The organism is Nocardia sp. SYP-A9097 (assembly GCF_009649815.1).
Taxonomy (GTDB): Bacteria; Actinomycetota; Actinomycetes; order Mycobacteriales; family Mycobacteriaceae; genus Nocardia.
The window spans coordinates 43,964-69,074 of sequence record NZ_WJIC01000024.1; the positions used below are offsets into that span (position 1 = coordinate 43,964).

The window sequence follows — 25,111 nt, forward strand, 5'->3', positions numbered from 1 at the left end:
GGTTGCTCGCGGCGAGTCCATCGGGTGGTCGGGTTCAGTCCGCCACGATGATCGTCGGCTCGTGTGCCACCGGGAAATTTACCGAATTGGCGATGAAGCATTTCTTGTGGGCCTCGGTATGTAGGGCGGCGGCCCGCTCGGTCATTTCCGGCTGGCGAATGGTGACTCGGGGCCGCAGGGTGACCTGCTGGAATCGCACGTCGTCCATGATTCCCTCGGCGGTGTCGTGGTAGTTCGTCACCACGATGCCCGCTTCGGCGCACAGGTGCAGGTACCAGAGCATGTGGCAGTCCGATAGCGAGGCGACCAGCAGTTGCTCCGGATTCCAGCGCGTCTTGTCACCCCGGAATTTGGGGTCGGAGGTGGCGGCGATGGGTGGCCGGCCGTCGGCGTGCAGTTCGTGGTCGCGGGTGTAGTCGCGGTATCCGGTGGTCGCACCGGACCACGTGACCTCGACCTCATAGCGGTGTTCTCCCATCCGCCGACCCTCGCATATCGCCCGGTCGCGCGTCCGGCTATTTTCCGGCGAGAGCCAGTCTCGCGAGCAAATGTCCAGGTTGCGGTGGGGTTGGGTAATCGGGGTGCTCCGGACGGGTACGGTGGGAGTCTTGAACCGTCCATAGCGTCCAGGAGACCTTCCGCGTTGAATGCCGAACCTTCGATCCAGTCCAAGCTGCTCGACCTTGCCGCCGTCGACGCCGAACTGACCCGGATCGAGCACCGCCGCAAGGTGCTGCCCGAGGAGCAGGAGGTGCAGCGGCTGGAGGCCGAGCGGACGGCGCGCAAGGACGCGGCGGTGAAGGTCGAGATCCTCATCGACGACCTCGACCGCGATATCCGCAAGCTGGAGGGCGAGATCGACGCCGTCCGCAAGCGTGAGGACCGCGACCGCACCATGCTGACCTCCGGTTCGGTCGGCGCCAAGCAGCTCTCCGAACTGCAGCACGAGCTGACCAGCCTGGAGCGCCGCCGCAAGGTCCTGGAGGACGACGAGATCGATGTGCTGGAGCGCCGCGAGGCCGCCGCCGCCGATCACTCGCACGCCGGCGCCAACCTCGACCAGGCCGAACAGGACCTCGTCGACGCCGAACGCCGCCGCGACGACGCCGTCGCCGACCTGAATGTCGCCCAGCAGCGCTGCGAATCCGACCGCAAGGTCCTGGCCGCCGGTTTCCCCGCCGACCTGCTCGCCGCCTACGACAAACAGCGCAGCTCCTACGGCGTAGGCGCGGCCCTGCTGCAGGCCCGCCGCTGCGGCGCCTGCCGCATCGAACTCGACCGCGGCGAAATCTCCCGCATCGCCAAGACCGCCCCCGATGTGGTCCTGCGCTGCCCCGAATGCAACTCGATCATGGTGCGCACCAAGCACTCCGGACTCTGAATCGCCCCACCATCGCCGATCCCGCGCATCGCGTCCGATTCACGCGATGCGCGTGGGCAACCGCGTGCGAGGGAGGCGACCGGCGAGTCCTCGACCGCACCGGACGGCGAAGGTTCTCGATTCGACGGGCCGACAGTCGAACTCGGCATCCCGGCAACGGGTGCCGGTGCGTTGCGCGGGTGGCGTCGCCCGGCTGACCGCGGTGGCCTGGCAGGATGTGGCGTATGAGCCCGCGGCCGATCGAGCGGCGCAAGGCATAAGGCGGTGGCACCTCGCTTCCTGAGTTGCCGCCAGGCACCTATGGAAGGTGAGTTGCGGTGATGGACAAGGTTGTTGTCGAGGCCGACGGTGGGTCGCGGGGGAATCCGGGGCCTTCCGGGTACGGCGCTGTGGTGTGGGACGCCGATCGCGAGCATGTGCTCGCCGAGCGCAAGGAGTTCCTCGGCGTCGCCACCAACAATGTCGCCGAGTACCGGGGTTTGATCGCCGGGTTGGAGGCCGCTGCCGAACTGGGTGCGCGCGAAGTCTCCGTTCGGATGGACTCCAAGCTCGTGGTCGAGCAGATGTCCGGGCGCTGGAAGGTCAAGCACGAGTCCATGATTCCGCTGGCGGATCGCGCCCGGCGGCTGGTGGCCGGATTCGATCGGGTGAGCTTCGCGTGGATTCCGCGCAAGGAGAATTCGCACGCGGATCAGCTCGCCAACGAGGCCATGGATGACGCCCACATCGTCGATGAGGTACGTACCGCGCTCGCACAGGCCGAGCCGGTGGCACCCGCCCGCGTCGCGGATTCGGTTCCAGCCCAGTCCGACTCGGCCACCTCCGCGCAGCGGGAGTCCGCGATATCCGCCGGACCCGCTCTACAGAATTCGGCCACATCCGCCGCAGCCGTGCAGCCAGATTCCGCGGGGTCTGCCACCGCCGTGCAGCCGGATTCCGCAGGCTCCGCCACGGCCGTGTTCTCGGGTTCGGCGAGTTCCGGCGCAGCCGCGCAGGCGAATTCAGGTCCTTCCGCATCGCCCGCGCCCGGGTGGACCGGCGCGGTGGGGCGACCCACTCGGATGCTGTTGCTGCGGCATGGGCAGACGGAATTGTCTGTGGAGCGCAGGTATTCGGGGCGGGGGAATCCGGCGCTGACCGAGGTGGGGCGGGGTCAAGCCGCGAGTGCGGCGAAAATGCTTGCCACCAAAGGGAATATCGCGGCGATCGTGTCCTCGCCGCTGGGGCGGGCGCGGGAGACCGCCGAGGCCGCGGGTGCGGCGCTCGGGTTGCCGGTGCGGGTGCTCGACGGCTTGATCGAGACGGATTTCGGTGCGTGGGAAGGGCTCAGCTTCCGCGAGGCCGCCGAACAGGACCCCGAGTTGCATGCTCGCTGGCTGGGCGATCCGTCGGTCGCGCCGCCCGGTGGGGAGAGCTTCGATCAGGTACGCGAGCGCATCGAGGGCGTGCGCCGCGATCTGGTCGCACTGTATCCGGGCGCGAATGTGCTTGTGGTGAGCCATGTCACGCCGATCAAGATGCTGCTGCAGCTCGCGCTCGGCGTGGGCCCGTCGCTGCTGTACCGCCTGCACCTGGACCTGGCGTCGCTGTCCATCGCCGAGTTCTACCCGGATGGCGGCTCATCGGTCCGCCTGGCCAACGACACGTCCTACCTGTGACTTCCCCGTCATTCTGGTCTGGAACTTCCCTCGTCATTCCGGCGTGCTCTTGGCCGGAATCCACCGTGTAGCTGTGGATCCCGGCCAAAAACATGCCGGGATGACGGGCGGGGAGCATGCCGGAATGACGGAAATCTCGACGTGCGCTTTTACGGTCGCAGTGTCGCGGTGAGGAACTCGATCTGGTCGTAGACGGCCTTCTCGAACCAGTCGTCGAAGTAGATGTCGAAGTGCCCGATCGGGTACTGTTTCACCACGGCGTGCTTGGTTCGCTCGGCCGCGCGCAGGGTCGGCCCGGCGGGTGCGACGGTGTCCTTCTCGCAGATGGCGTAGAATACCGGCGCCTTGATGTCCTTGGCGCGCCGCGCAGGTGAGTCGAACAGTGTCGACATGCCGATGCGGGCAGGCACTTTCGGCCGGTACTGGGTGGATTCCTCAGCGAGCCTGCCGAATCCGTCCGGCACATCCGCCGCACTCATCAGCGCGGCGGAGTGCTTCTTACCCGCCAATCGCGCCGAGATCGGCCGCCGGATCACCGGCCCGACGATCATGTCCGTCAGGGCGAGCGTCCCGGTTTTCACCAGATTGATCGGCCCCTTCACCATGGCCGAGGACCACCCGCTGGTGAACGGACACTGCGCGACCACCGCCGCGATGTAGTGATCGTCCGGAGCCACCGAGAGCACATGTCCACCACCGAAGGAGCTGCCCCACAACGCGATTCGCGTCGCGTCGATACCTCGAACGGTGCGCGCGTAGGCGATGGCCGCATGCCAGTCCTCGCGCTGCCGCGCGATATGTATGACATGTCGCGGCTCACCCCCGCTCGCTCCGAAACTCCGATAATCGAAGGCCAGCACCGCGATTCCCGCCGCGGCGAATCGCCGCGCATACCGATCCAATCCCATTTCCCGATCGGCCCCGAGCCCGTGCCCCATCACCAGCAGGGGGCGCGGCCGCATCGGCCCATCCGGCAGATACAGCCATCCCGCACACTGTTCACCACCGGAAGGGAACCCCACCTCGACACGCTCCATGGCCCATTACCGTACCCTGGTGGCCGCGGACGAGTCGGTTGGGCGGCCGCGGCGCTGGGAACGGGCATGCGAATGCCGCTGCCCAGCGTCGAGGAAAGTCCGGACTCCACAGAGCAGGGCGGTTGCTAACGGCAACCCGGGGTGACCCGCGGGACAGTGCCACAGAAAAGAAACCGCCGGTGGTGGGCTCGCAAGAGTTCACCTGCCGGTAAGGGTGAAACGGTGCGGTAAGAGCGCACCAGCGTGCCGGGTGACCGGTGCGGCTAGGTAAACCCCGCCCGGAGCAAGGTCGAAGGTCACACTCGCGAGAGTGCGACTGCGCAGGTGCCTGAGGGCTGCTCGCCCGAGCCTGCGGGTTGACTGCTCGAGGCACCCGGCAACGGTGTGTCCAGATGGATGGTCGCCACCCGGTGTTCGCACCGGGGACAGGATCCGGCTTATATACCGACTCGTCCGCCCTTTCGGGGGTGTTCGCCCAGTGCCATGATGGAAGGTGGGCCGCGGCCGGATACCCGTGGCACAGTGGGAAATTCGCGGTGCGAACAATGGCCGTTCTATATGTGCTGGTCGCTACGATCGCAATTCTGGGTGTCATCACCGGGATGGTCCTCGCCACCGGGGTCCGGGTGGTCACCCAATACGAGAAAGGCGTGGTCTTCCGGCTCGGCCGGGTCCGCGCGGTGCGGGAACCGGGTCTGCGCCTGCTACTTCCGGGCGTGGACAAGATGCGCAAGGTCACCATGCAGGTGATCACCATGCCGGTCCCCGCGCAGGAGGGCATCACCCGCGACAATGTGACGGTTCGGGTGGATGCCGTCGTCTACTTCCGGGTCATCGATCCGATGCGCGCCATTATCGAGGTGCAGGATTATCTGTTCGCCGTCGCCCAGGTCGCGCAGACCTCACTCCGCTCGATCATCGGCAAGAGCGAACTCGACGATCTGCTCTCCAATCGCGAAGAGTTGAACAAGGGCCTGGAGCTCATGATCGACAATCCGGCCGTGGGCTGGGGCGTGCATATCGATCGCGTGGAGATCAAGGACGTGGCGCTACCGGATTCGATGAAGCGCTCCATGTCCCGCCAGGCCGAGGCCGAGCGTGAGCGCCGCGCCCGCATCATCTCCGCCGAAGGCGAATTGCAGGCCTCCTCGATGCTCACCGAGGCCGCCACCCGCATGTCCGCCGCACCCGCCGCACTACAACTGCGACTTCTGGAAACGGTGGTTCAGGTTGCGGCCGAGAAGAACTCGACCCTGGTACTCCCATTCCCCGTCGAGTTGCTGCGCTTCCTCGAGAGCGGGACCACCCGCAACGAGAAGAATGAAGAAGAAGGATGAGGACAATGTCCACCTCGATGCTGATCCAGCCGCTGGCCGTAATCGTGCTCTTCACAATCGCCTACCTGTTCAAGTTGATCTCGGCGACGCTGCCGGGCGGACTGCGCGGCAGATAGCGGCCGGCCGGGCAAATCCGGCCCGGCCCCGACCGAACCTCGAAGCGGCGTGAGATACACCGCCGGGGCAGACCTGTGCGAAAACCGCCGAGTTGGACGACAATGACGGCGCGTCGCAAGGTGCGTATCGGCGCGGCTCGGCGTGTCGAACGGGTGATTGGCCCGGAAGTGGCATCGAACGTGATCGACGTCATAAAGTGTGCGCGTTGGAAAGTTCCGTTGCGGCCTGCAACGGGCAAAGGGTCTCAACATCGAACGTCGGAAAGCAGGTCTCGTCTTTATGCGAATTGCTCGCAAATTGGCAGCAGGTGCCCTTCTCGCCGCTGCCGCCTCCGTTTCGGTTGTGCTGGGTGCCGGCTCGGCCTCCGCGTTTGCGGTGACTCCGCTTCCGGGCGGAGTGCAGGTGGATCTCACCGCGGCGGACACCGCCTGGGTGGCGAATTCTCATATCGGGCAGGCGATCGCGGGCCTGCCGCATCCGTCGGCCGCGTCCTTCGGTGAGTCGCTGGATTCGGCTGCGGCGATGTCGTCGCAGTTCCCCGGCGGTCGCGTGGTCTTCACCGTGTACGGCCCGTTCGATCAGTTGAACGGCACCATGCTGGCTCTGCAGTAGGGTCAGCGCCCCTCAGTGGAACTGCATCAGCGGATTCTGTCGGCGCCGGTCGATTTCGGCGCCGTCCGAACCGAATTCGGATTGGCCTCGGACTACCCGTCCGAGGCCGTCTCGGAGTCCCGCGACGCGCTCGACGCGTTCGCGGGTGCCCGGGTCGATCGCACCGAGATCGAACTCGTCACCATCGACCCACCCGGCGCCATGGATCTGGACCAGGCGCTCGCGCTCGAACGCACTCCCGCCGGCGGATTCCGGCTCTACTACGCGATAGCCGATGTGGCCGCGTTCGTCGCACCCGACGGACCCCTCGCCCGCGTCTCCCTGGCCCGCGGCCAGACCTTCTATCTGCCCGACGGCACCGTGCCCCTGCACCCGAACGTGCTGTCCGAGGGCCGTGCCTCGCTGCTGCCCGATCAGAACCGCCCGGCCGCGCTCTGGACCATCGACTGCGATGAAAACGCCGAGCCGCAACAGTATTCGGTGACGCGCGCCCTGGTGCGCTCCCGTGCCCGGCTCGACTACGCCACCGTGCAGGCCGACGCCGACGCCGGCCGCCTGCACCCCTCCATCGTCGCCCTCCCGGACTTCGGCCGCCTGCGTATAGAGGCGGGCCTGAACCGCGGCGCGATCAACCTCCGCCTGCCATCACAGAGCGTGGTGCGCGTCGACGGACCCGATGACGCCCAGCCATTCGGAACAACTGGCGCGCGGAACGATTCCGCGACAGGTACGGACCACTGGCAGTTGGTGATCGAACCGCGCACAGCGGCCGACGACTGGAACGAGCAGGTATCGCTGCTCACCGGAATATGCGCGGCACGAATCATGTTGGAGGCCGGGGGATCCGATCACCTGGGCCTGCTGCGCACCATGCCGCCACCCGCCCCGGCGACCGTGGATTCCCTGCGCCGCACGGCCGCGGCGGTCGGCGTGCCCTGGCCCGAAGGTGCGGCCGTCGGCCGCATGCTGGCCGGACTGGACCCCAATTCGCCTGCGGCCCTTGTCCTCATGTCCGAGGCCACCGGCCTGCTGCGTGGCGCCTCCTACACGCTGCTGAACGGTCAACCCCCGGACACGGTGCAGCACAGCGGAATCGGAGCGCCCTACGCCCACGTGACCGCCCCGCTACGCCGTCTCTCGGACCGCTACAGCACCGAGATCTGCCTGTGCCGCTGCGCGGGAACCGGTGTCCCGGACTGGGTTCGCGACGGACTGGCCGCAGCGGCGGAATCCATGCGCCGCAGCGACGCGGTGGCGGGCAAACTCGAACGCGCCTGCATAGACCTCACCGAATCCACCCTCCTGGCCGCGCGCGCGGGCACCGACTTCGACGCCGTCGTACTCCGCGAACACAATGGCACCCGCCCCGCCGAAATCTTCGTAGCCGACCCACCCGTCCTGGCCAAATGCACCGGCGAACCCCCCGAAGGCAAACAGGTCCGAGTCCGCCTCACCATCGCCGACCCCGCCACCCGCACAGTGACTTTCGCCTACCCACCGGAACCGCCACCGGAGGGTTGATCATTCGGCGCGGCCCGCGTCGATGATGCGTCACCTCTGGTTTACTGCGGCAGGAGCGGCCGGTGTTGCCCGAGTGGCGGGGGCTGCTGACCCGGATACTGCTGTTGATACCGCGGCACCGGCTGATACTGCGATTGCGGCTGGAACTGTGTGTGTGAGACCGGCTGCGGCTGTGGTGGTTTCGGCGGTTGCCCGTCCTGCTTCTCCGCCGATTCGGCGCGCTCCTTGGCGGATTCGACGCGGTAGCCGATGACCACGGTTCCGACCAGTGCCACCGAGATAATGCCCTCGGCGATGAAGAACGAGGTGAAGTCGATCAGCGAGCCGATCGGGGGCGTGCCCGGCACCGCATTGCGCAGCGGCACGAGCGCGAAAAGCAGTGCGCCCATCATGGATACGGCCGGGAACATCAGGCCGCGTTTGCCCGCGAGCACGTAGTGGCACGCGGTCGCGGCGGCCACCGCGAGGCCGAGCATGAGCAGCATGATGAACATGGCGAACACCATCGACGGGAGGGAGCGCTCGGCGTACAGGTCCACGTCGATGCCGTTCACCACCCCGTCCACCGGCGACTCGGTGACCTCGAAGAAGGTGTCCCCGCTGGAAATGCTCGCCGACACCGGCAGTTCGGTCTCACCGCTGAACACGTCGAACGCCAGCACGCTGTCATAGCTGTCGAACGGATAGTCGGTGATCGTCCCCTCGACCACGACCTTCACCTCGGCGGCTGAAATAGGCTGGCCCGCTTTGATTTTGATCGGATCGGCCTTGAGCGCCGAAGTGAAGATGGTGGCATCGGATTTGAAGAACCCGTACTTGTCCGCCAGCGCGCCGAGCGGATGCGCCATCACTTCGAGGGTCGCGGTCTGGGTGGTGGTGTCGATCTTGCCGACCCACACATTCAGTTCGACGCGATCCTTGACGGTGGTCTTTCCGAACGGATGCGAAGCCTCCGAACGGGTTCGGCCGACCTCATAGGTCGAGAGTGCGAGCACCAGGCCCACAATGGTCAGCGCGACCGTCGTGACGACCCAGAAGGCCCCGCCGCGGCGTTTCTTCATTCCGTGTTGCACGCCCCGAAATTAGTCGCGCGCAATAATTTTCAGGTCACCCGAACATCATTCCCACGCACCCTCGCGGCGGGTCTGCCAGCCATGACGCCGGAATTATCGATCCGTGACAACCACCGTGCTGTATTGGGCCCCATGGCCTTTCCATCCCAGTCGATACTGCCTACCCAACCCCAGGCGCGTAACCTCGGCTACTTCATCTTCCTGAGCCGGTGGCTCCAATTCCCGCTCTATCTCGGTCTGATCGTGGCGCAGGCCGCGTATGTGTGGCAGTTTCTGCGCGAGCTGGTGGAGCTGGTGCGTGGTCTCTTCGACCACGGCAGCGAGGAGACCACCATCATGCTCTCGGTGCTGGGCCTGATCGATGTCGTGATGATCTCCAACCTGCTCATCATGGTGATCGTCGGCGGCTACGAGACTTTCGTGTCCAAGCTGCGCATCGACAATCATCCGGATCAGCCGGAGTGGCTGGCGCAGGTCAATGCCAATGTGCTCAAGGTCAAGCTGGCCATGTCGATTGTCGGTATCTCCTCGATCCACCTGCTCACCACCTTCATCAAGATCAGCTCGGATCCGAATCCGGGCGAGCACAATGCCCGCTATATGTGGCCGGTCATCATTCACCTGAGCTTCGTCGTCTCGGCGGTCATGCTGGCCTGGATCGACCGGATCATGCCGCACGCCGCGCACAAGCAGGCGAATCACGCTGCCCACCAAGAGAGTTCGTCAGCACACAGCCAAGCCGAACGGTGGGTCGGCGTCTAGAGCGCGTGGTGCCGGAGGAATTCGATGGCGGCCGGGTACTCCTCGAGTGCCTTGGCGGCCGCCGCTTCCTCGGCATCGCAGAGGCGCTGGAATGCGGGCTCCTCGGCCGCGGCGGCATGTGCGCGCAGCGTTTCCAGCGCCTCGATGGCGTCACGGTGATCGCCGAGCACGGTCTGCAGCTGTTTGGCGCGCCGCGCGAGCAACGCGGCGGGTTCGCCGAGCATGTCTGTAGCGGCCTCGGCCGAATACCGCAATCGCTTGGCGGCCTTGCGGATTTCGTGCAGATGCTCGATGCGCTCGGCCTCGCTGCCCTGCGGTTCGGCGCGCACCAGGCGCCGGAGATCGCGGAAATCGTGCCGCAGCACATCGGCGAATACTTTATCGGCGGGTTTGTCGGCCTGCGCCGAACGCAGCGGCGGATCGGCGAGAGTGCGGCGCAGCCGGCCCAGCAGCGTCCGGTAGCGCCGGGTATCGAAGGCCGCCACCGCCTCCGCGAGCGCCGCCTCGTAGCGCGCCCGCTCCTCGGCGACCAGTCGCGCCCCGAAATCATTTCGGGGCGTTGACTTCTCACCCGGAGCGGCCTTGTCGTCGAACAACGCGCCGTTCTCCCCGAGCAGCCCCGCGAACCGCTCGCCACGCACCTCGGCATCCCGCGCCACCCCGAGTAGCCCTGCCAGCCAGCGCAATTCATCACTGAGCTCGCCCACCGGTTTGCGTGCGAGGGTCCGCCGATACGAGCGCAGCAGACTGCGCAATCGCCGCGTCGCCACCCGCATCTTGTGTACCGAATCCGGAAGATCCTGGCGCACTTCGGGTTCGGCGGCACGCAGCCGGTCCACGTCGGCGGTGAGGGCGTCGACCAGGGCGGGACCGGCTGTGCTTTTCATTTACGTCCTGTATCTGTCCGTGGCCTCGACCAGATGATGGGTGATGCCGGGTTCGGCGGCGGCATGCCCCGCGTCCGGAACCATGTGCAGCTCCGAATTCGCCCAGGCCTTATGCAGATCCCACGCGCTCACGGCCGGGCAGACGATGTCATGCCTGCCCTGCACGATGACGCCGGGGATATGCGCGATGCGGTCGATATCGCGCAGCAGCTGACCGTCATCGAGGAAGCCACGATGACGGAAGTAATGGTTCTCGATACTGGCGAAGGCCACCGCGAACCGCGGATCGGCGGTCTCGACGACCCGATCCGGTTGCGGCAGCAGGGAACTCGTAGCGCCCTCCCAGGTGGACCACGCGACGGCCGCGTCGGTGGCGATCTTGCTGTCGGGGGAGTGCAGCAACCGGTGATAGACCTCGATCAGATCCTGCCCGCGTTCGCTCTCGGGCACCGGCGCCAGGAACTTCTCCCACTCATCGGGGTACACGAACCCCGCAGCGCCATTGTAGTACCAATCGATTTCCTTGCGCCGCAACAGGAATATCCCGCGCAACACCAGTTCGGTCACCCGCTCCGGATGGGTCTGCGCATACGCCAGCGCCAGCGTCGACCCCCAGGACCCGCCGAACACCTGCCACCGCGCAACGCCCAAATGCGTTCGCAGCGCCTCGATATCGGCCACCAGATGCCAGGTGGTATTGGTCGCCAGGCTCGCACCGTCCGCGATATGCGGCGTCGACCGCCCACATCCACGCTGATCCAGCAGCACGATCCGATACGCGGCCGGATCGAAGAACTGCCGATGGAAGGGCGCGGTCCCGCCGCCCGGCCCGCCGTGCAGGAACACCACCGGCTTACCGTCCGGATTGCCGCTGACCTCCCAATACATCAGCTGACCGTCGCCGACATCGAGCATCCCCTGCTCGTGCGGCTCGATCGGTGGGTACAGCGTCCGCATCAGCCTGCCAGCCCCGAAGCCAGATTCGGAATCTCCAAAGCCGAAATGGCCTGGTCGCGTACGTCCGGGCAGTTCTTGGTGGTGACCCGATCGATCACATCCTTATCGCCCAGCACCTGCAGGTTGATCCCGCCATTGCGCAGCGCCCACTCATGCACGCTCGCGTTCAACGAGATCCTCCCGAGCGTCGGCCCCTGCACGCGCCAATCCGACATCTGCGGACGCAGCATGTCGCACAACTGCTTACCCGCCTCATCGGAGATATTGAGCGGCGAGCCCGTGGTCGGACTGCTGCTGCCGGAGGGCGACGGCTTCCCGGTGGTCGTCAACGGCGAGGCGGACCCCTGCGGCTGCGACGACCCCGACGTGGTGCCACCCCCGCAAGCGGCGGTGAGTACAAGGACAGCGGCCGTACCTGTAAACAGCGACACCCGCCGAACTCGGCGACTACTGATCCAACGGCGATGCGACATGAATTCCCTTTGGTCGTTCCAGCTCGTTGTCACCCACTCTGCCACGGTTCCGCCTCCCCGGGATTTGGGCGCACGGCCTGGGAGCCGCTCACCGCTGGCAACGCGTAGTGACGTTTCGGACCGACCCGATTTCGGGGGTACCCCGGGAGTTACCCCGACCTTGCGAGATCAGTTGTCACGTTCGGTGAGAAGAGACCGGGCGGCGATCACATCTTGATCGCCGCCCGGGCCTGCGCCGAACTTACCGCTTCTCAGTAGCTGTGCTCCGGGCCGGGGAATACGCCGCGACGCACCTCATCCGCGTAAGTGGCTGCGGCGGTACGCAATTGGCCGCCCACATCGGCGAACTGCTTGACGAACTTGGCGGTCTTGCCGCTGGTGTAGCCGACCATGTCCTGCCAGACGAGCACCTGTGCGTCGCATTCGGACCCCGCGCCGATACCGACCGTCGGGATGGTCAGCTTGCGGGTGACCTGACCGGCGAGCTCGGCCGGAACCATCTCCATGACGACCGAGAACGCCCCGGCCTCCTGGACCGCGATGGCATCGGCGATGAGCTGCTCGGCGCCGTCACCGCGCCCCTGCACCCGGAAACCGCCGAGGGTGTTGACGCTCTGCGGCGTGAAGCCGATATGCGCCATGACCGGAATACCGGCCGCGGTGATCTTGGCGATGGTGTCGGCCATCCGCTCGCCGCCCTCCAGTTTCACCGCGTGCGCGCCGCCCTCCTTCATGAACCGGACGGCCGTGGCGAGCGCCTGCTCCGGGGAGGACTCGTAGCTGCCGAACGGCAGATCCGCCACGACCAGCGCGTGCGGTGCGCCGCGCACCACGCCGCGCACCAGCGGAATCAATTCGTCGACCGAGATGGCGACCGTGGTGTCGTACCCGTACACCACATTGGCGGCGGAATCGCCGACCAGAAGTACCGGGATACCGGCCTCTTCGAACAGCCGGGCGGTGGAGAAGTCGTACGCGGTGAGCATGGACCAGCGCTCACCCTCACTCTTCATCTGCTGCAGATGCTGTACGCGGGTCTTGCGCTTGGTGGTCTTGGCGGGTGCTGCACCGTAGGCAGGGGTCTCCGCATCGGATACGGACATCATCGTCCCTTTCGTCGATCCTCGAGGCCCATGAACGGGTCCCCGGGTTTAGCTGACGTCTCACAGTCTGCCATTACGGCCCGTCCCCGCCTCGATGGAATTCCTCACACCCGCGGATGGCCGCCGCTCCGAACTCTTTGCGACGCTCCCGCGTTGTTGCGGGTGCGTGCCGCGGGCGCGATCCAGTAGGGAGACGTCGCGGTGACGGAAGGGAATTCGAGGGTGCGTAAAGCGGGATGGCACGATCGGGGCATGGCGTTGATGCGAACCAACCGAGTCGTGCTGCTGGCGGCGGCGTTGGTGATGACCGCTGCCGGGTGTTCGACGGTGGTCGACGGGAATCCCACGGCCCCCGCGCCGGCGGGTATGGGGCAGTACTACAACCAGCAGTTGAAGTGGGGGAGCTGCGCGGATTTCGGTGACGAGGACATGCCTTCGGGGGCCGAGTGCACCCGGGTCACCGTGCCGGTCGATTACGCCAATCCCGATGGGGCGACCGCGAAGATCGCGGTCTCGCGTATCAAGGCCACGGGTTCCAAGATCGGTTCGCTCATGTTCAATCCGGGCGGACCGGGTGTGCCCGGAATGAACATGGTGAATATCGCCGACAACACCGAGCTGGCCGAGCGCTTCGACCGCGTCGGCTTCGATCCGCGCGGTATCGGCGCGTCACAGCCGTCGATCAAATGCATGACCGCCACCGAGAACGATGCCGAGCGTGCCGAAGCGCCCAAGGACAATTCGCCCGCGGGCATCGCCTCCGCCGAGACCGAGAACAAGCAGTACGCCGACAAATGCGTCGAGCGCACCGGTAAGGACTTCCTCGCGCACGTCGGCACGCACGAGGTCGTGCAGGACATGGACGTGATCCGGGCCGCGCTCGGCGATGCCGAGCTCAGCTATGTCGGGTACTCGTACGGCACCCGCCTGGGCTACGCCTACGCCGAGAAGTTCCCCGACAAGGTGCGCGCACTCGTGCTCGACGGCGCGCTGGATCCGTCGCAGGACCCGGTCAAGGAGTCGGTGCTGCAGGCCACCAGCTTCCAGAGCGTGTTCACCAAATACGCCCAGGACTGCGCGTCCAAGCCGGACTGCCCGCTCGGCAATGATCCGGCGCAGGCCGTCGCCCGCTTCCGCGCACTGGTGAATCCATTGTGGGACAAGCCCGTTCCCACCGACGACCCGCGCGGCCTGCACTACGGCGACGCCATCACCGGCGTGCAGCAGACGCTGTACTCCAACCGGTTCTGGCCCGCGCTCACCAAGGGCTTGCGCGAGCTCGCCGCCGGGCAGGGCGACACCCTGCTGGCCCTGGCCGATATGTACGACGGCCGCCGCGATGACGGCACCTACGACAACAGCGCCGACGCCTTCAATGCGATTCGCTGCGTGGACGATCCGCCGATCACCGATCGCGCCGTCGCCGCCAAACAGGATGCCGAATACCGCAAGGGCGCTCCCTTCCTGGACGACGCGCACGGCGGTGATGCCGCGCCGCTGGAGCTGTGCGCCATCTGGCCGGTGCCCAACACCAGCACCCCGCACCGGCTTTCGATTCCGGACCTGCCCAAGACCGTGGTGATTTCCACCACCAACGATCCGGCCACCCCCTACCAGGCCGGTGTCGATCTCGCTGACCAGCTCAAAGCCAGCCTGATCACGTTCAATGGAGACCGGCACACGGTGTCGCTGTCGGGCGTGGAGTGCGTCGACGATCCGGTGATCGCCTATCTCGTCGATCTGAAGGAGCCCGCCGCGGGGCTCACCTGCTGAGTCCGAATACGCGGGTTCGGGGGCGAGGCGCACGCTCCCGAACCCGCTTTTCGAAGGTTCGGGAGGCAATCTCGCGCGACACGACGCGAGTTGGGTCTCGCATGTAACACGGATTTAACTCCGACTGCCTACGCTCGCGGTCATGGACCGTCAGAAGGAATTCGTCCTCCGCACGCTCGAAGAGCGCGACATTCGTTTCGTGCGTCTCTGGTTCACCGATGTGCTGGGCTATCTCAAGTCCGTAGCCATCGCGCCCGCCGAGCTAGAGGGCGCTTTCGAAGAGGGCATCGGCTTCGACGGTTCGGCCATCGAGGGGTTTGCCCGGGTGTCCGAGGCCGACATGGTGGCCAGGCCGGACCCGTCCACCTTCCAGGTGCTGCCGTGGTCCACCTCCAAGGGGCATCAGCACTCCGCGCGCATGTTCTGCGATATCGCCATGCCGGACGGTTCACCGTCCTGGGCGGATCCGCGGCACGTGCTGCGCCGGCAGTTGAACAAGGCCGCGGACCTGGGCTTCAGCTGCTATGTGCACCCGGAGATCGAATTCTTCCTGCTCAAGCCCGGACCGCATGACGGTTCCACCCCGATCCCGGTGGATCAGGGCGGGTTCTTCGACCAGGCCGTGCACGACGAGGCCCCCAACTTCCGCCGGCATGCCATCGACTCGCTGGAGTCCATGGGTATTTCGGTCGAGTTCAGCCATCACGAGGGCGCGCCGGGGCAGCAGGAGATCGACCTGCGCTACGCCGACGCGCTGTCCATGGCCGACAACGTGATGACCTTCCGCTACCTGATCAAGGAAGTGGCCATCGACGAAGGCGTGCGGGCGTCGTTCATGCCCAAGCCGTTCGCCGATCACCCGGGTTCGGCCATGCACACGCATATGTCGCTGTTCGAGGGCGAGCAGAACGCCTTCCACGATCCCGATGACCCGATCAACCTGTCCGAGACCGCGCGGGCGTTCATCGCCGGCATTCTCGAGCACGCGCACGAGATCAGCGCGGTGACCAACCAGTGGGTGAACTCGTACAAGCGACTCATCCACGGTGGTGAAGCGCCGACCGCCGCGTCCTGGGGTCGCTCGAACCGCTCTGCGCTGGTTCGTGTTCCGATGTACACGCCGAACAAGTCGTCGTCGCGTCGTGTCGAGGTTCGCAGCCCCGACAGTGCCTGCAACCCGTACCTGGCCTTCGCGGTGATACTGGCCGCCGGTCTGCGCGGTATCGAAAAGGGCTACACCCTGCCGCCCGAGGCCGAGGACGACGTGTGGTCGCTGACCGCCGCCGAGCGTCGCGCCATGGGTTTCCGCGAACTCCCGGCCAGCCTGGACGAGGCGCTCAAGAACATGGAGAAGTCCGAACTGGTCGCCGAGACTTTGGGCGAGCACGTCTTCGACTTCTTCCTGCGCAACAAGCGCCGCGAATGGGCCGGTTACCGCAACCAGGTCACCCCTTACGAGCTGAAGGAATACCTGGGGCTGTAATTTCTGCCCTCCGCTTCGCTCCGTGCGGGGTTCGCGGCCCTGGAGTCCCGGTTCTTCCCTCCCTCCGCTCCTCCGCTTCGCTCCCCCGCTCCACTCAGTCCAGAACCGGGACGGCCGCGAACCTTCAGGTTGATGACTGGGGTGGGGCTCGGTGGGGCGGAGGTTGGGCGGCGAGCGCGTAACTATGTCCGGTATCGGAGGGTTCGCGCGTACGGCTACGGAATGTGACATGTAATTTGAATGACATGGTCCGGCCACCGACGACCCGCTCCGCTGTCCCCGGCGTCGGACGGCTCGGTTTACTCGAGCCGTCGGCCGCCAATGCGCTTCGAGAGTTGGCGTGGGACAACGTCGAGAGCGTTCCCCTGCTGTGGGCGCTGTCGCGCTCACCCGACGCCGACCTGGCATTGCTGACACTCATGCGGCTGCGGGAGCAGCTCGGAAGTGATTGGGGTGCGCTGGATTCGGCGCTGCGGAGCAGTGCCTCGCTGCGCGGGCGGCTACTCGCGCTGATCGGGTCGTCGAGCGCGTTCGGTGACCATCTGGTGGCCGATCCGGGTTGCTGGCGATTGCTGCTGCGGCCCGAATTGCCCTCGCGGGACCAGGTGCTCACCTCCATGCTCGACGCCGTCCACGCGACGCCGGAGACCGGGCCCAATGCCGGGCCCATGCTGTTCCGCGCCGGAATCGGCGGGCCGGAGGCAGTCGCGCTGCTGCGCAAGCGGTATCGCGATGAGCTCATGCTGCTGGCGGCCATCGACCTGGCCGCCACCGTCGAGAACGAACCGGTACTGCCGTACCAGCAGGTCGGCTGGCATCTCACCGATCTCGCCGACGCGGCCTTGACCGCGGCGCTGTCGGTGGCCGTCGCCCGGGTGTGCACCGATCGCGAGGTGCCGTCGCGACTGGCGGTCATCGCCATGGGCAAATGCGGTGCGCGGGAACTGAATTACGTCTCCGACGTGGATGTCATCTTCGTCGCCGAACCCGCCGACACCACCTCCACCCGGCTCGCCGCGGAAATGATGAGTGTCGGCGGGGCCGCGTTCTTCGATGTGGACGCGGCACTGCGACCCGAGGGCAAGGCCGGTGCGCTGGTGCGCACCTTGGAATCACATATCGCCTACTACAAGCGCTGGGCGCGCACCTGGGAATTCCAGGCGCTGCTCAAAATGCGGCCCGCCACAGGCGATCTCGAGCTCGGACAGCAGTATCGGCAAGCACTCATGCCGATGGTGTGGGCGGCGTCGGAGCGACCCGACTTCGTCACCGATGTACAGGCCATGCGCCGCCGCGTCGAAGATCTCGTACCCGCCGATATGCGCGAGCGCGAACTCAAACTCGGGCACGGCAGTCTGCGCGATGTCGAATTCGCCGTGCAGCTACTGCAATTGGTGCACGGCAAGGCCGATGAGGCACTGCACACGCAGGGCACCGTCGAATCGCTGGGCGCCCTCGCCGCACGCGGCTATGTCGGCCGTGACGATGCCGCGAATCTGACCGCCTCCTATGAGTTTCTGCGCCTGCTCGAGCATCGACTGCAATTGCAGCGGCTCAAGCGTACGCACACCCTGCCCGCGTCCGAGGACGAAGAGGGCATGCGCTGGCTGGCGCGCGCCGCACATATGCGGCCCGACGGTCGCCAGGACGCGGTCGGGGTGCTCACCAGCGAGATTCGCCGCAATGCGGTGCGGGTGCGGCGACTACACGCCAAGCTCTTCTACCGTCCGCTGCTGGAATCTGTTGCGCGCCTTGACGCGGACTCGCTACGCCTGAGCCCCGCAGCGGCCGTGCGACAGTTGGCGGCGCTGGGTTATGTTGCACCGGAGAACGCGCTCGGGCATCTGAAGGCGCTCACCGGTGAGGTCGGGCGCAAGGGGCGCATTCAAGCGCTGCTGCTGCCGACGCTGCTCGAATGGCTCGGGGAGACACCGAATCCCGATGCCGGACTGCTCGCGTATCGGCGGGTGTCCGAGGGCCTGGACAATGAGATCTGGTTCCTGCGCGAACTCCGCGACGAAGGTGCCATCGCCCAGCGGTTGATGATCGTGCTCGGCTCCTCGGCGTACCTGCCGGATCTGCTGATCAACGCGCCCGAGACCATTCGCATGTATGCCGACGGACCGACCGGGCCGCTCCTGCTGGCCCCCGCCATCGGTGATGTGGCGCGCGGAATCCTTTCCGGCGCAGGACGTTACGACGATCCCAAGCGTGCGGTCGCCACCGCGCGCTCGCTGCGGCGTCATGAACTCGCGCGGATCGCCTCCGCCGATGTGCTCGGGATGCTCGACGTGCCGCAGGTGTGTGAGGCGCTGTCCTCGGTGTGGATCGCGACGCTGGAAGCCGCGCTACAGGCCGTGATTCGGGCCGGCGGCCCGCAGCCCGCAGATTTCGCGGTCATCGGTATGGGCCGCCTCGGCGGTATGGAACTCGGCTACGGCTCCGACGCGGATGTCCTGTTCGTCTGCGATCCGCGCCCCGGCGTGGACGAAACCGTCGCGGTGAAATGGGCTATCGGCGTAGCCGAACAGGTCCAGCGCCTGCTGGGCGCGCCGAGCACCGACCCGCCCCTGCAGGTCGATGCGGGCCTGCGTCCCGAAGGCCGCAATGGTGCGCTGGTCCGCACCCTCGCCGCGTATGCCGCCTACTACAAACAGTGGGCCCAACCCTGGGAAGTCCAGGCGCTACTACGTGCCCGCCAGGTAGCCGGTGACCCCGAACTGGGCGTCCGCTTCCTGCACACCGTCGACCCCGTCCGCTACCCGGACGGCGGTATGTCCCCCGAAGGTGTCCGCGAAATCCGCCGCATCAAGGCCCGCGTGGACGCGGAACGTCTTCCGCGAGGCGCGAATCCGGCCACCCACACCAAACTCGGCCGCGGCGGCCTGGCCGACATCGAATGGACAGTTCAACTCCTGCAACTCCAGCACGCCCACGAGGTCCCCGCCCTGCACAACACCTCAACCCTGCAATCCCTGGACGCCATCGACGCCGCCGACCTGGTGGACCCCGCCGACATAGCCCTGCTCCGCGACGCCTGGCTCACCGCCACCAAAGCCCGCAACGCCCTGGTCCTGGTCCGAGGCAAACCCGCCGACCAACTCCCCGGCCCCGGCCTGCTCCTCTCCGCGGTAGCCCGAGTAGCCGGCTGGCCCAACGACGACGGCAGCGAATTCCTCGACAACTACATGCGCGTAACCCGCCGAGCCAAAACAGTCGTAGAACGAGTCTTCGGCGGCTGACCCCCGATAGCCGTAGCCGATCGGGCTACGGAATGTAGGGGCAGGCGGGGCAATCCATACGAATCGTCGCCCGTGTGGACCGGGTGGCCGCACTAGGCTCGATGATCATGAGCGCCCCTGATCAGCTGATTCCGAGCTTCGCCCTGCACGTTCCCGACGCCGAGTTGACCTCGGATCCGCTCGACCCCGCCCAGATTGTCTCCGGTTCACCTGAGGTTTCCGGGAAGGTGCTGTGGGAGTCCGGTGATGGGACTCGGACGCATGGGATCTGGCAGATTACGCCCGGGGTGGTTACCGATACCGAGGCTGATGAGTTGTTTGTGGTGTTGTGGGGGCGGGCCACTGTGGAGATCGAAGGGGGTTCGACGCTGGAGTTGGGGGCGGGGGATGTGTGTGTGCTTCGGGAAGGGGATCGGACTACCTGGACGGTGCATGAGACGTTGCGGAAGGTTTATTCGATTACTTCTCACGAATAGTCGAATTCACCTGGGGGACAGGGTGATCAGGGTACCGATGGCGGCTGCTAGATCTGCTGTTGAGCATGGGCGGACCGCGAGTGTGTTCGCGGTTGTGCGGTAGAGGTAGCGGCCGTCGTCAGGGATGTCGAACCAGCTCAGGAATTCCGGTGTGGGGGGAGTGCGGGTTTGTAGGTTGCGGCGGATTTCGATGTGGCCGTGACCGGTGCAGGGTTGGGTGGAAATGTCGGTGGCGGTGCGGCTTTCGGAGCGGGACGGGGTATGACCGGCGGGGAGATCGCCGAGTATCCCGGTGATGATTTTGGGGATCAGGGTTGGAGTGCCGGATTCGATGGTTATGTTCGCGCCGGTGTCCGGGGTGGGGCCGGGGTGCTGGAACAGGGTGATGGCAACCGAGTCCACGATGGTCGCATGTAGGCGCAGGGGTTTGCCGCGAATGCCGGTGAGGGCGAGGGTGATTGCGGGGTCGGCGGTTACTCGGAGGGCCGCGGAGAGATCTGGGTCGGCACAGTGGCGGCGGGCCAGGTCGGTGGTCAGCTCGGCATGATCCTCCTGCCAGCGGGTGCGGGAGCGCAGGCGGAGGGGGAAGGGGTAGCGGTCTCGGCGGGTTTCGCGCCAGAGGTGGATGAACTCGTCGGGGGTGAGATGCCAGCTCATGGGAGAGCCTCCAGGTCCGGGGTGAGCTCGGTTCTGGCGGCGGGGATTTCGGCTCCGAGGACGGCGGGGATGGCTGGGGGTGGGGTGCCGAGGAGCTCCTCCTGGCGGTTGCGGATCAACCAGTCGGGGGTGCGGTGGGTGCTGTCGGAGTCCGAGGCGGAGCGGCCCGATGCGGGGTGAGCGGGCATGAAGCCCATGGCGGGCGCGCCGGTGCGGGGTGGCGTGCCGGAAGGTGCTGGGGTGGAAGGCTTTCCCGAGTTGGGCGGGGCCGGGAAGCTGCGGCCGGGGTCAGAGATGGGAAGGCTGGGGGACCTGGGAGTGAGTGTTCCTCCTGGCGTGGGGAATCCGCCTGGTATCCGGGATGCGGGGGCTCCGCCTGGCGTGCGGGGTGTTGAGCGGAGCGGTTGGGTGGAAGTCGTCGAGGTCAGGGGATTTCCGCTGCCGGGTGCACTCGCCGCGGTGGTGGTGGGGTTCGCTGATCGATCGGAATCTCCGGTGGTCGAGTCCCGTGTAGCGGATGCCGGCGAGGTGTCTTCCTCCGACCGGGTACCGATGTCTGCTGTGCCGGGGAGCCCGTTATTGCGCTGTGCGGCTGCGTGATTCGGGTTGCCGGAGGTCAGCGCATCGGAGCTGGAGGTGCGGTGGATCAGGTCGGCTGGGTCCGCTCGGTGAGACGAGTCGGCGTGCAAGGAGCTTATGGCCGGGCCGGCCTCCGGCGCATCACCACCGGTTGCCGCACCGTCCGATGTGGCGAATGTGCCGAAGGCCGGAACACCTGATCCGGCGGGCGGATACGTCGGAATGTAGTTGGCCTCCATGGCGGCCACCGCCACGCGGTAGAGCTCTTCCCGTGCGGCCTCGCGACCGTGTACATCGCCGGGCGGATTTCCCACGACGGCGGCGACAAAGGCTGCGGATGGGTTCGACTCATCGGCCGGAGGCGGGGGTACCGTTCGGCGAACAGCCTCGGCCCCATAGGACGCGGCGAGCATGCGATGCCCGGTGCTGTGCGCGATTTCGGTGATATCCGTAGCCCATCGCACGAAGTCCCGCGCCGCGCCGACCGCCGCATCACCGATATGCCCGCGCATCCCGTCGGCCAGCGCCGACTGCACCGTGGTGTGCAGTCCCACGACCGCGCCGGAGAGATTGTCCGCGATGCTCACCCAGACGGCGGCCTGCGCCTGCATGACACCGGGATCCATAGCCTGAACGTGCGCGTAGATCTCCCGGTGTGAGATCCCCGGAAAGTGCTCGAGCCGCTGAATGTAATCGGGGTCGACCCCACCCTGCGATATCCGCCCCTGCTCACGCTCGGCACCCTGCTGAGCCTGCAGCGCCTGCCGGCGTGACCGATTCGAGTTCACCGAATCCTCCCTTCCCTCACCGATTTGGACGCGGTGAGCGGGCGGACGGTTCCCGTATCCCGCCGAATCCGCTGGGGATTCGTCTCCACGGGGTCGCTGGATTCCCTATGTGTGTATCACTCCTTACGGGCTTGCAGTGTGTAGCTGAGCGGGAGGCGTTCCGGGTGGTAGCCGAGTCGCCATTCGCCGTGCTCGTCGTGAATCATGTGGCCGGGGAGGGCATTCCACGGCGCGGTTCGGTGTTCGACGAGGCCGGTGAGTGTCAGGCCGGAGGCGAGTACCGCGCCCACGATCTCGCCCAGCCCGTGATTCCATTCGTAGGTGACCGTTTCGGTTATTGCCCTGTCGGTTTCGACATAGGTGCCGGGGTTGTCGAACACCGTGGGTTCGGGGGTTTCGAAGTATGGATAGCCGATGACGAGACTGTCCAGGTGGGTTTCGTCGATGGACCACAGCATGGGATGTCCCTCGCGAATGAACAGTCGTCCGCCCGGCCGCAGTAGCGCCGCGACGGTCTCGGCCCAGCGGTGGATATCGGGTAGCCAGCACAGTGCGCCGATTCCGGTGTACACCAGATCGAACTGTCCCGCGCCGAGCACGGTCACGGCGTCGTACACCTCGGATTCCACGAATTCGATAGCGGCGCTGGCATCTTCGGCCAGTTTTCGCGCCTGCAGAAGTGAGGCGGAGGAGAAGTCGAGTCCGGTCATTTCCGCCCCGAGCCGGGTCAGGGACAGCGTGTCGGTGCCGATATGGCATTGCAGATGCACTCCGCGCAGGCCGCGAATATCGCCCAGCAGCGGTAGATCGAATCGCACCACCTCGCTCAGAAAGCTCGGATCGGCCCGGAATTTATCGAGTGCGTAGTCGGGGGAGGCGGCATGAAGCGGCGCGCGTTCATCCCAATTGTCGCGGTTCAGAACACGGTAATCGGTCACGTCCACTGACTGTGCCACGCCCGCACCCCCGCGCCTCGGTGATTTTCGCGCGGGTCGCGCGCAGGTCAGCGGTATCGCCGGTTGCAGTAGGGTGGTCGGCGACCCGGCGGCGGTGGGGTGTCGGCGGATTGCACCGCGCCGCCCCGCGCATACGCCGTGCGGTCGCAACTGGTGAGGGTGGCGCGCAAGGTCGCGCCGGATGGGGGAGCAGTGGTCGAACAACAGCGTGCGGATGATGTGACGGTGGCGCTACCGGGCGGGACGCAGCCCCGCCCCGGACAATTCGATGCAGCGGCAGTGCCGCCGGGCAGTGCGGACGAGACCGTCCGGAGCCCGCTCGGACTGCGACCGAGCGGGAACGACGGTTCGCTCGAAGTGGAACCGAGCGGCGCGAAGCGCCGCCGAGGTTGGTTCGGCCGGCTGGTGGTGGTGCTGGGCTGGATCGCCCTGCTCGCCGGGCTGACAGGCGTTGGGCTGCACTACAGTTCGGTTTCCTCGGAGCCCCTGGTGCTGGCCGCGTCGTTCACGCCGTATCTGTTGGTCGGCTCGCTGATCGCGCTGGTGCTCCTGCTGATCACCCGCGCCTGGCGCAGTGCGATGGCCGCCGCACTGGTCACCGCCGCCGCCCTGTGGTCACAGCTGCCGATGTTCGTGCCGGACGGCACTGCCCCGCCGGGCGTGGATGTGGCTGTCATGCAATCGAATGTGCTGTTCGGCCAGGCGGATATGACCGCCGTGGTCCAGGCCGTGCGGGACAACCGCATCGAGGTGCTGACCCTGGAGGAGCTCACTCCCGCCGCGGTCACCCGCCTGGAGGCCGCAGGTATCGCCGACGCTCTGCCCTACCGCTACCTCGAGCCCGCGAACGGCGGTCAGGGCTCCGGAATCTTCAGCCGCTATCCCCTGGAGGCGGGCAGTAAGCTCACCGGATTCCTACTGAACAATGTGCGCGTCACCATGATTCACCCCGACCTGGGTCCGGTGGCGGTCTTCCAATTCCATCCGATCCCGCCGAATCTCGACTTCGCCGCGTGGACCAGCGAAATGCGGACCATCGCTGATCTGCTCGATCAGCAGCCCGGCAAGGTGATCGTCGGCGGCGATTTCAATTCGACCTTCGATCACTCCGCGTACCGAAAACTGCTGAACGACAGGTACGCCGACACCGCCGAACTCCTCGGTGTCGGCGCGCTGCCGACCTGGCCGAACGACCGCTCCTGGGGTCCGGTGCTGGGTTTGGATCGGGTACTGGTCGCCGGTGGTCACGCCACCGAGATCCATTCACTCACCATTCCCGCATCCGATCACCGTGCGGTCGTTGCGCGCCTGCGTCTTTGAGCGATACCGCGCGGGTAGCCGCTACGCGGCGTCGATATGCGCCTGCAGCCAGGTCACCAGATCGCTGATGACCTTGTCCTGCTCCGGCTCGTTGTAGATCTCGTGGAACAGCCCGTCATAGCGAATGACGGTCTTGTCCTTCGACGCCGCGTCCCGCTCCAGCAGGTCCGCGCCCTCCGGCGAGGCCAGCCCATCCGCCGCGCCGTGCTGCACCAGCAGTGGCACGGTCAGCTGATTCAGGTGTGCGAGCACGAACGTGCCCGCGCGCAGCATCTCGGTCGCGGTGCGGGCGGGCACTCCGCCGTGCCACACCATCGGATCGGTGTCATAGGCGCGCACCACCTCGGCATCGCGGCTGACCAGATTCGAATCCAGTTTCACCACGGGCAGATTCGGTGCGAGCCGGGAAACCAGCGGCGCGAACAGCCGCTGCACCGCATTGCCCGCGTCGACCACAATCGCCGGACCGGACAGCACCACCCCGGTCACGTCCAGGGGTGCGCGCGTGGCGAGATAGGCGACCGTGAGCCCGCCCATACTGTGCCCGATGACGAATCGTGGCAGTCCCGGATGCTCCTGCACGGCGATATTCAGCAGCGACTGCACATTATCGGCCGCACTGTCCAGCGAAACGACATTCGCGTTGCCGCCGTCCGAGCGTCCGTGCCCGATGTGATCGAGCGCGTACGCCGCGATCCCCGCGTCGTTCAAGCGCGCGGCCACATGCGCGTACCGCCCCGAATGTTCGGCGTACCCGTGCACGATCACCGCCACGGCGCGTGGCTCCCCGTCGGGCAGCCACGCCTGCCAGAACACCCGCCCCGCACTGCCTTGGAACTCGCCGGTTTCGTTCCGGGTCATGGTTGCTCCCTCTCGGTCGAATATGCGCGGGGTTATTGTTGCGCACGCCGCGGGATTG

The 25,111-nt window shown here is 66.4% G+C and carries 22 protein-coding genes and 1 other RNA gene; 12 read left to right on the plus strand and 11 right to left on the minus strand.

Features of this window, described 5'->3' with window-relative positions; genetic code table 11:
- Positions 1-34: 34 nt before the first annotated feature.
- The gene (locus GFY24_RS32200) at positions 35-478 is read right to left on the minus strand and encodes an OsmC family protein (RefSeq protein WP_153808885.1); all 444 of its coding nucleotides are present in this window, start codon (positions 476-478) and stop codon (positions 35-37) included.
- A gap of 165 nt (positions 479-643) precedes the next feature.
- Between GFY24_RS32200 and GFY24_RS32205 the strand changes: the two genes are divergently transcribed.
- Positions 644-1,381: a zinc ribbon domain-containing protein gene (locus GFY24_RS32205; RefSeq protein ID WP_153808886.1), complete on the plus strand. Its 738-nt coding sequence runs from the start codon at positions 644-646 to the stop codon at positions 1,379-1,381.
- A 320-nt stretch (positions 1,382-1,701) separates the two neighbouring features.
- Positions 1,702-3,039 carry a bifunctional RNase H/acid phosphatase gene (locus GFY24_RS32210; RefSeq protein WP_153808887.1) on the plus strand — a complete coding sequence of 446 codons (1,338 nt, stop codon included), beginning with the start codon at positions 1,702-1,704 and terminating at the stop codon, positions 3,037-3,039.
- Positions 3,040-3,188: 149 nt separating this feature from the next.
- On the opposite strand, the gene GFY24_RS32215 is transcribed toward GFY24_RS32210, so the two are convergent.
- Entirely contained in the window at positions 3,189-4,076 is an 888-nt protein-coding gene (locus tag GFY24_RS32215; RefSeq protein WP_153808888.1) for an alpha/beta hydrolase, read from the minus strand.
- A 30-nt stretch (positions 4,077-4,106) separates the two neighbouring features.
- On the opposite strand from GFY24_RS32215, the gene rnpB reads away from it, so the two are divergent.
- From rnpB to GFY24_RS32235, 4 genes are all read left to right on the plus strand, one after another.
- An RNA gene (gene rnpB / locus GFY24_RS32220) (RNase P RNA component class A) lies at positions 4,107-4,532 on the plus strand.
- A gap of 146 nt (positions 4,533-4,678) precedes the next feature.
- Complete coding sequence (locus GFY24_RS32225; RefSeq protein WP_375336132.1) at positions 4,679-5,413, plus strand: slipin family protein; 735 nt, start codon at positions 4,679-4,681, stop codon at positions 5,411-5,413.
- 414 nt (positions 5,414-5,827) lie between these two features.
- Positions 5,828-6,142: a hypothetical protein gene (locus GFY24_RS32230; protein ID WP_228566846.1), complete on the plus strand. Its 315-nt coding sequence runs from the start codon at positions 5,828-5,830 to the stop codon at positions 6,140-6,142.
- Between the two features lie 15 nt (positions 6,143-6,157).
- On the plus strand, positions 6,158-7,663 hold the full coding sequence (locus GFY24_RS32235) for an RNB domain-containing ribonuclease (RefSeq protein WP_309231602.1): 1,506 nt from the start codon (positions 6,158-6,160) through the stop codon (positions 7,661-7,663).
- Between the two features lie 41 nt (positions 7,664-7,704).
- On the opposite strand, the gene GFY24_RS32240 is transcribed toward GFY24_RS32235, so the two are convergent.
- Positions 7,705-8,736 (minus strand): DUF4436 family protein, encoded by a 1,032-nt coding sequence (locus GFY24_RS32240; protein WP_153808891.1) that lies wholly within the window; start codon positions 8,734-8,736, stop codon positions 7,705-7,707.
- A gap of 132 nt (positions 8,737-8,868) precedes the next feature.
- Between GFY24_RS32240 and GFY24_RS32245 the strand changes: the two genes are divergently transcribed.
- Positions 8,869-9,498 (plus strand): TIGR00645 family protein, encoded by a 630-nt coding sequence (locus GFY24_RS32245; RefSeq protein ID WP_153808892.1) that lies wholly within the window; start codon positions 8,869-8,871, stop codon positions 9,496-9,498.
- Here the strand turns inward: GFY24_RS32245 and GFY24_RS32250 are convergent.
- The 4 genes from GFY24_RS32250 to panB all read right to left on the minus strand — a co-directional run bounded on the left by GFY24_RS32250 (position 9,495) and on the right by panB (position 12,918).
- Positions 9,495-10,385 carry a CHAD domain-containing protein gene (locus tag GFY24_RS32250; RefSeq protein WP_153808893.1) on the minus strand — a complete coding sequence of 297 codons (891 nt, stop codon included), beginning with the start codon at positions 10,383-10,385 and terminating at the stop codon, positions 9,495-9,497. The genes GFY24_RS32245 and GFY24_RS32250 overlap by 4 nt on opposite strands.
- Positions 10,386-11,342, minus strand: coding sequence for a prolyl aminopeptidase (gene pip, locus GFY24_RS32255; protein WP_153808894.1), 957 nt, complete (start codon positions 11,340-11,342; stop codon positions 10,386-10,388).
- Entirely contained in the window at positions 11,342-11,671 is a 330-nt protein-coding gene (locus GFY24_RS32260; RefSeq protein WP_153808895.1) for a hypothetical protein, read from the minus strand. Before GFY24_RS32260 ends, pip begins: the two co-directional genes overlap by 1 nt.
- Before the next feature lie 395 nt (positions 11,672-12,066).
- A complete protein-coding gene (gene panB, locus GFY24_RS32265; RefSeq protein ID WP_153808946.1) occupies positions 12,067-12,918 on the minus strand; it encodes a 3-methyl-2-oxobutanoate hydroxymethyltransferase in 852 nt (283 codons plus the stop codon).
- A 261-nt stretch (positions 12,919-13,179) separates the two neighbouring features.
- Between panB and GFY24_RS32270 the strand changes: the two genes are divergently transcribed.
- From GFY24_RS32270 to GFY24_RS32285, 4 genes are all read left to right on the plus strand, one after another.
- Positions 13,180-14,691 (plus strand): alpha/beta hydrolase, encoded by a 1,512-nt coding sequence (locus tag GFY24_RS32270; protein WP_153808947.1) that lies wholly within the window; start codon positions 13,180-13,182, stop codon positions 14,689-14,691.
- Positions 14,692-14,833: 142 nt separating this feature from the next.
- A complete protein-coding gene (locus GFY24_RS32275) occupies positions 14,834-16,174 on the plus strand; it encodes a glutamine synthetase family protein (RefSeq protein WP_153808896.1) in 1,341 nt (446 codons plus the stop codon).
- A gap of 245 nt (positions 16,175-16,419) precedes the next feature.
- A complete protein-coding gene (locus GFY24_RS32280; protein WP_153808897.1) occupies positions 16,420-19,416 on the plus strand; it encodes a bifunctional [glutamine synthetase] adenylyltransferase/[glutamine synthetase]-adenylyl-L-tyrosine phosphorylase in 2,997 nt (998 codons plus the stop codon).
- 107 nt (positions 19,417-19,523) lie between these two features.
- Complete coding sequence (locus GFY24_RS32285; protein ID WP_153808898.1) at positions 19,524-19,892, plus strand: cupin domain-containing protein; 369 nt, start codon at positions 19,524-19,526, stop codon at positions 19,890-19,892.
- A gap of 6 nt (positions 19,893-19,898) precedes the next feature.
- Here GFY24_RS32285 and GFY24_RS32290 read toward each other — a convergent pair whose 3' ends face one another.
- The 3 genes from GFY24_RS32290 to GFY24_RS32300 form a co-directional block, all read right to left on the minus strand.
- The gene (locus tag GFY24_RS32290) at positions 19,899-20,549 is read right to left on the minus strand and encodes an ESX secretion-associated protein EspG (RefSeq protein ID WP_153808899.1); all 651 of its coding nucleotides are present in this window, start codon (positions 20,547-20,549) and stop codon (positions 19,899-19,901) included.
- Positions 20,546-21,916: a hypothetical protein gene (locus GFY24_RS32295; RefSeq protein ID WP_153808900.1), complete on the minus strand. Its 1,371-nt coding sequence runs from the start codon at positions 21,914-21,916 to the stop codon at positions 20,546-20,548. The genes GFY24_RS32290 and GFY24_RS32295 overlap by 4 nt, the downstream gene beginning before the upstream one ends.
- A 116-nt stretch (positions 21,917-22,032) precedes the next feature.
- A complete protein-coding gene (locus GFY24_RS32300) occupies positions 22,033-22,854 on the minus strand; it encodes a class I SAM-dependent methyltransferase (RefSeq protein WP_309231603.1) in 822 nt (273 codons plus the stop codon).
- 177 nt (positions 22,855-23,031) lie between these two features.
- Here GFY24_RS32300 and GFY24_RS32305 point away from each other — a divergent pair, with 177 nt between their 5' ends.
- Complete coding sequence (locus GFY24_RS32305; protein ID WP_309231604.1) at positions 23,032-24,192, plus strand: endonuclease/exonuclease/phosphatase family protein; 1,161 nt, start codon at positions 23,032-23,034, stop codon at positions 24,190-24,192.
- A gap of 21 nt (positions 24,193-24,213) precedes the next feature.
- Here the strand turns inward: GFY24_RS32305 and GFY24_RS32310 are convergent, their stop codons facing one another.
- Entirely contained in the window at positions 24,214-25,053 is an 840-nt protein-coding gene (locus GFY24_RS32310; protein ID WP_153808901.1) for an alpha/beta hydrolase, read from the minus strand.
- Positions 25,054-25,111: the final 58 nt, after the last annotated feature.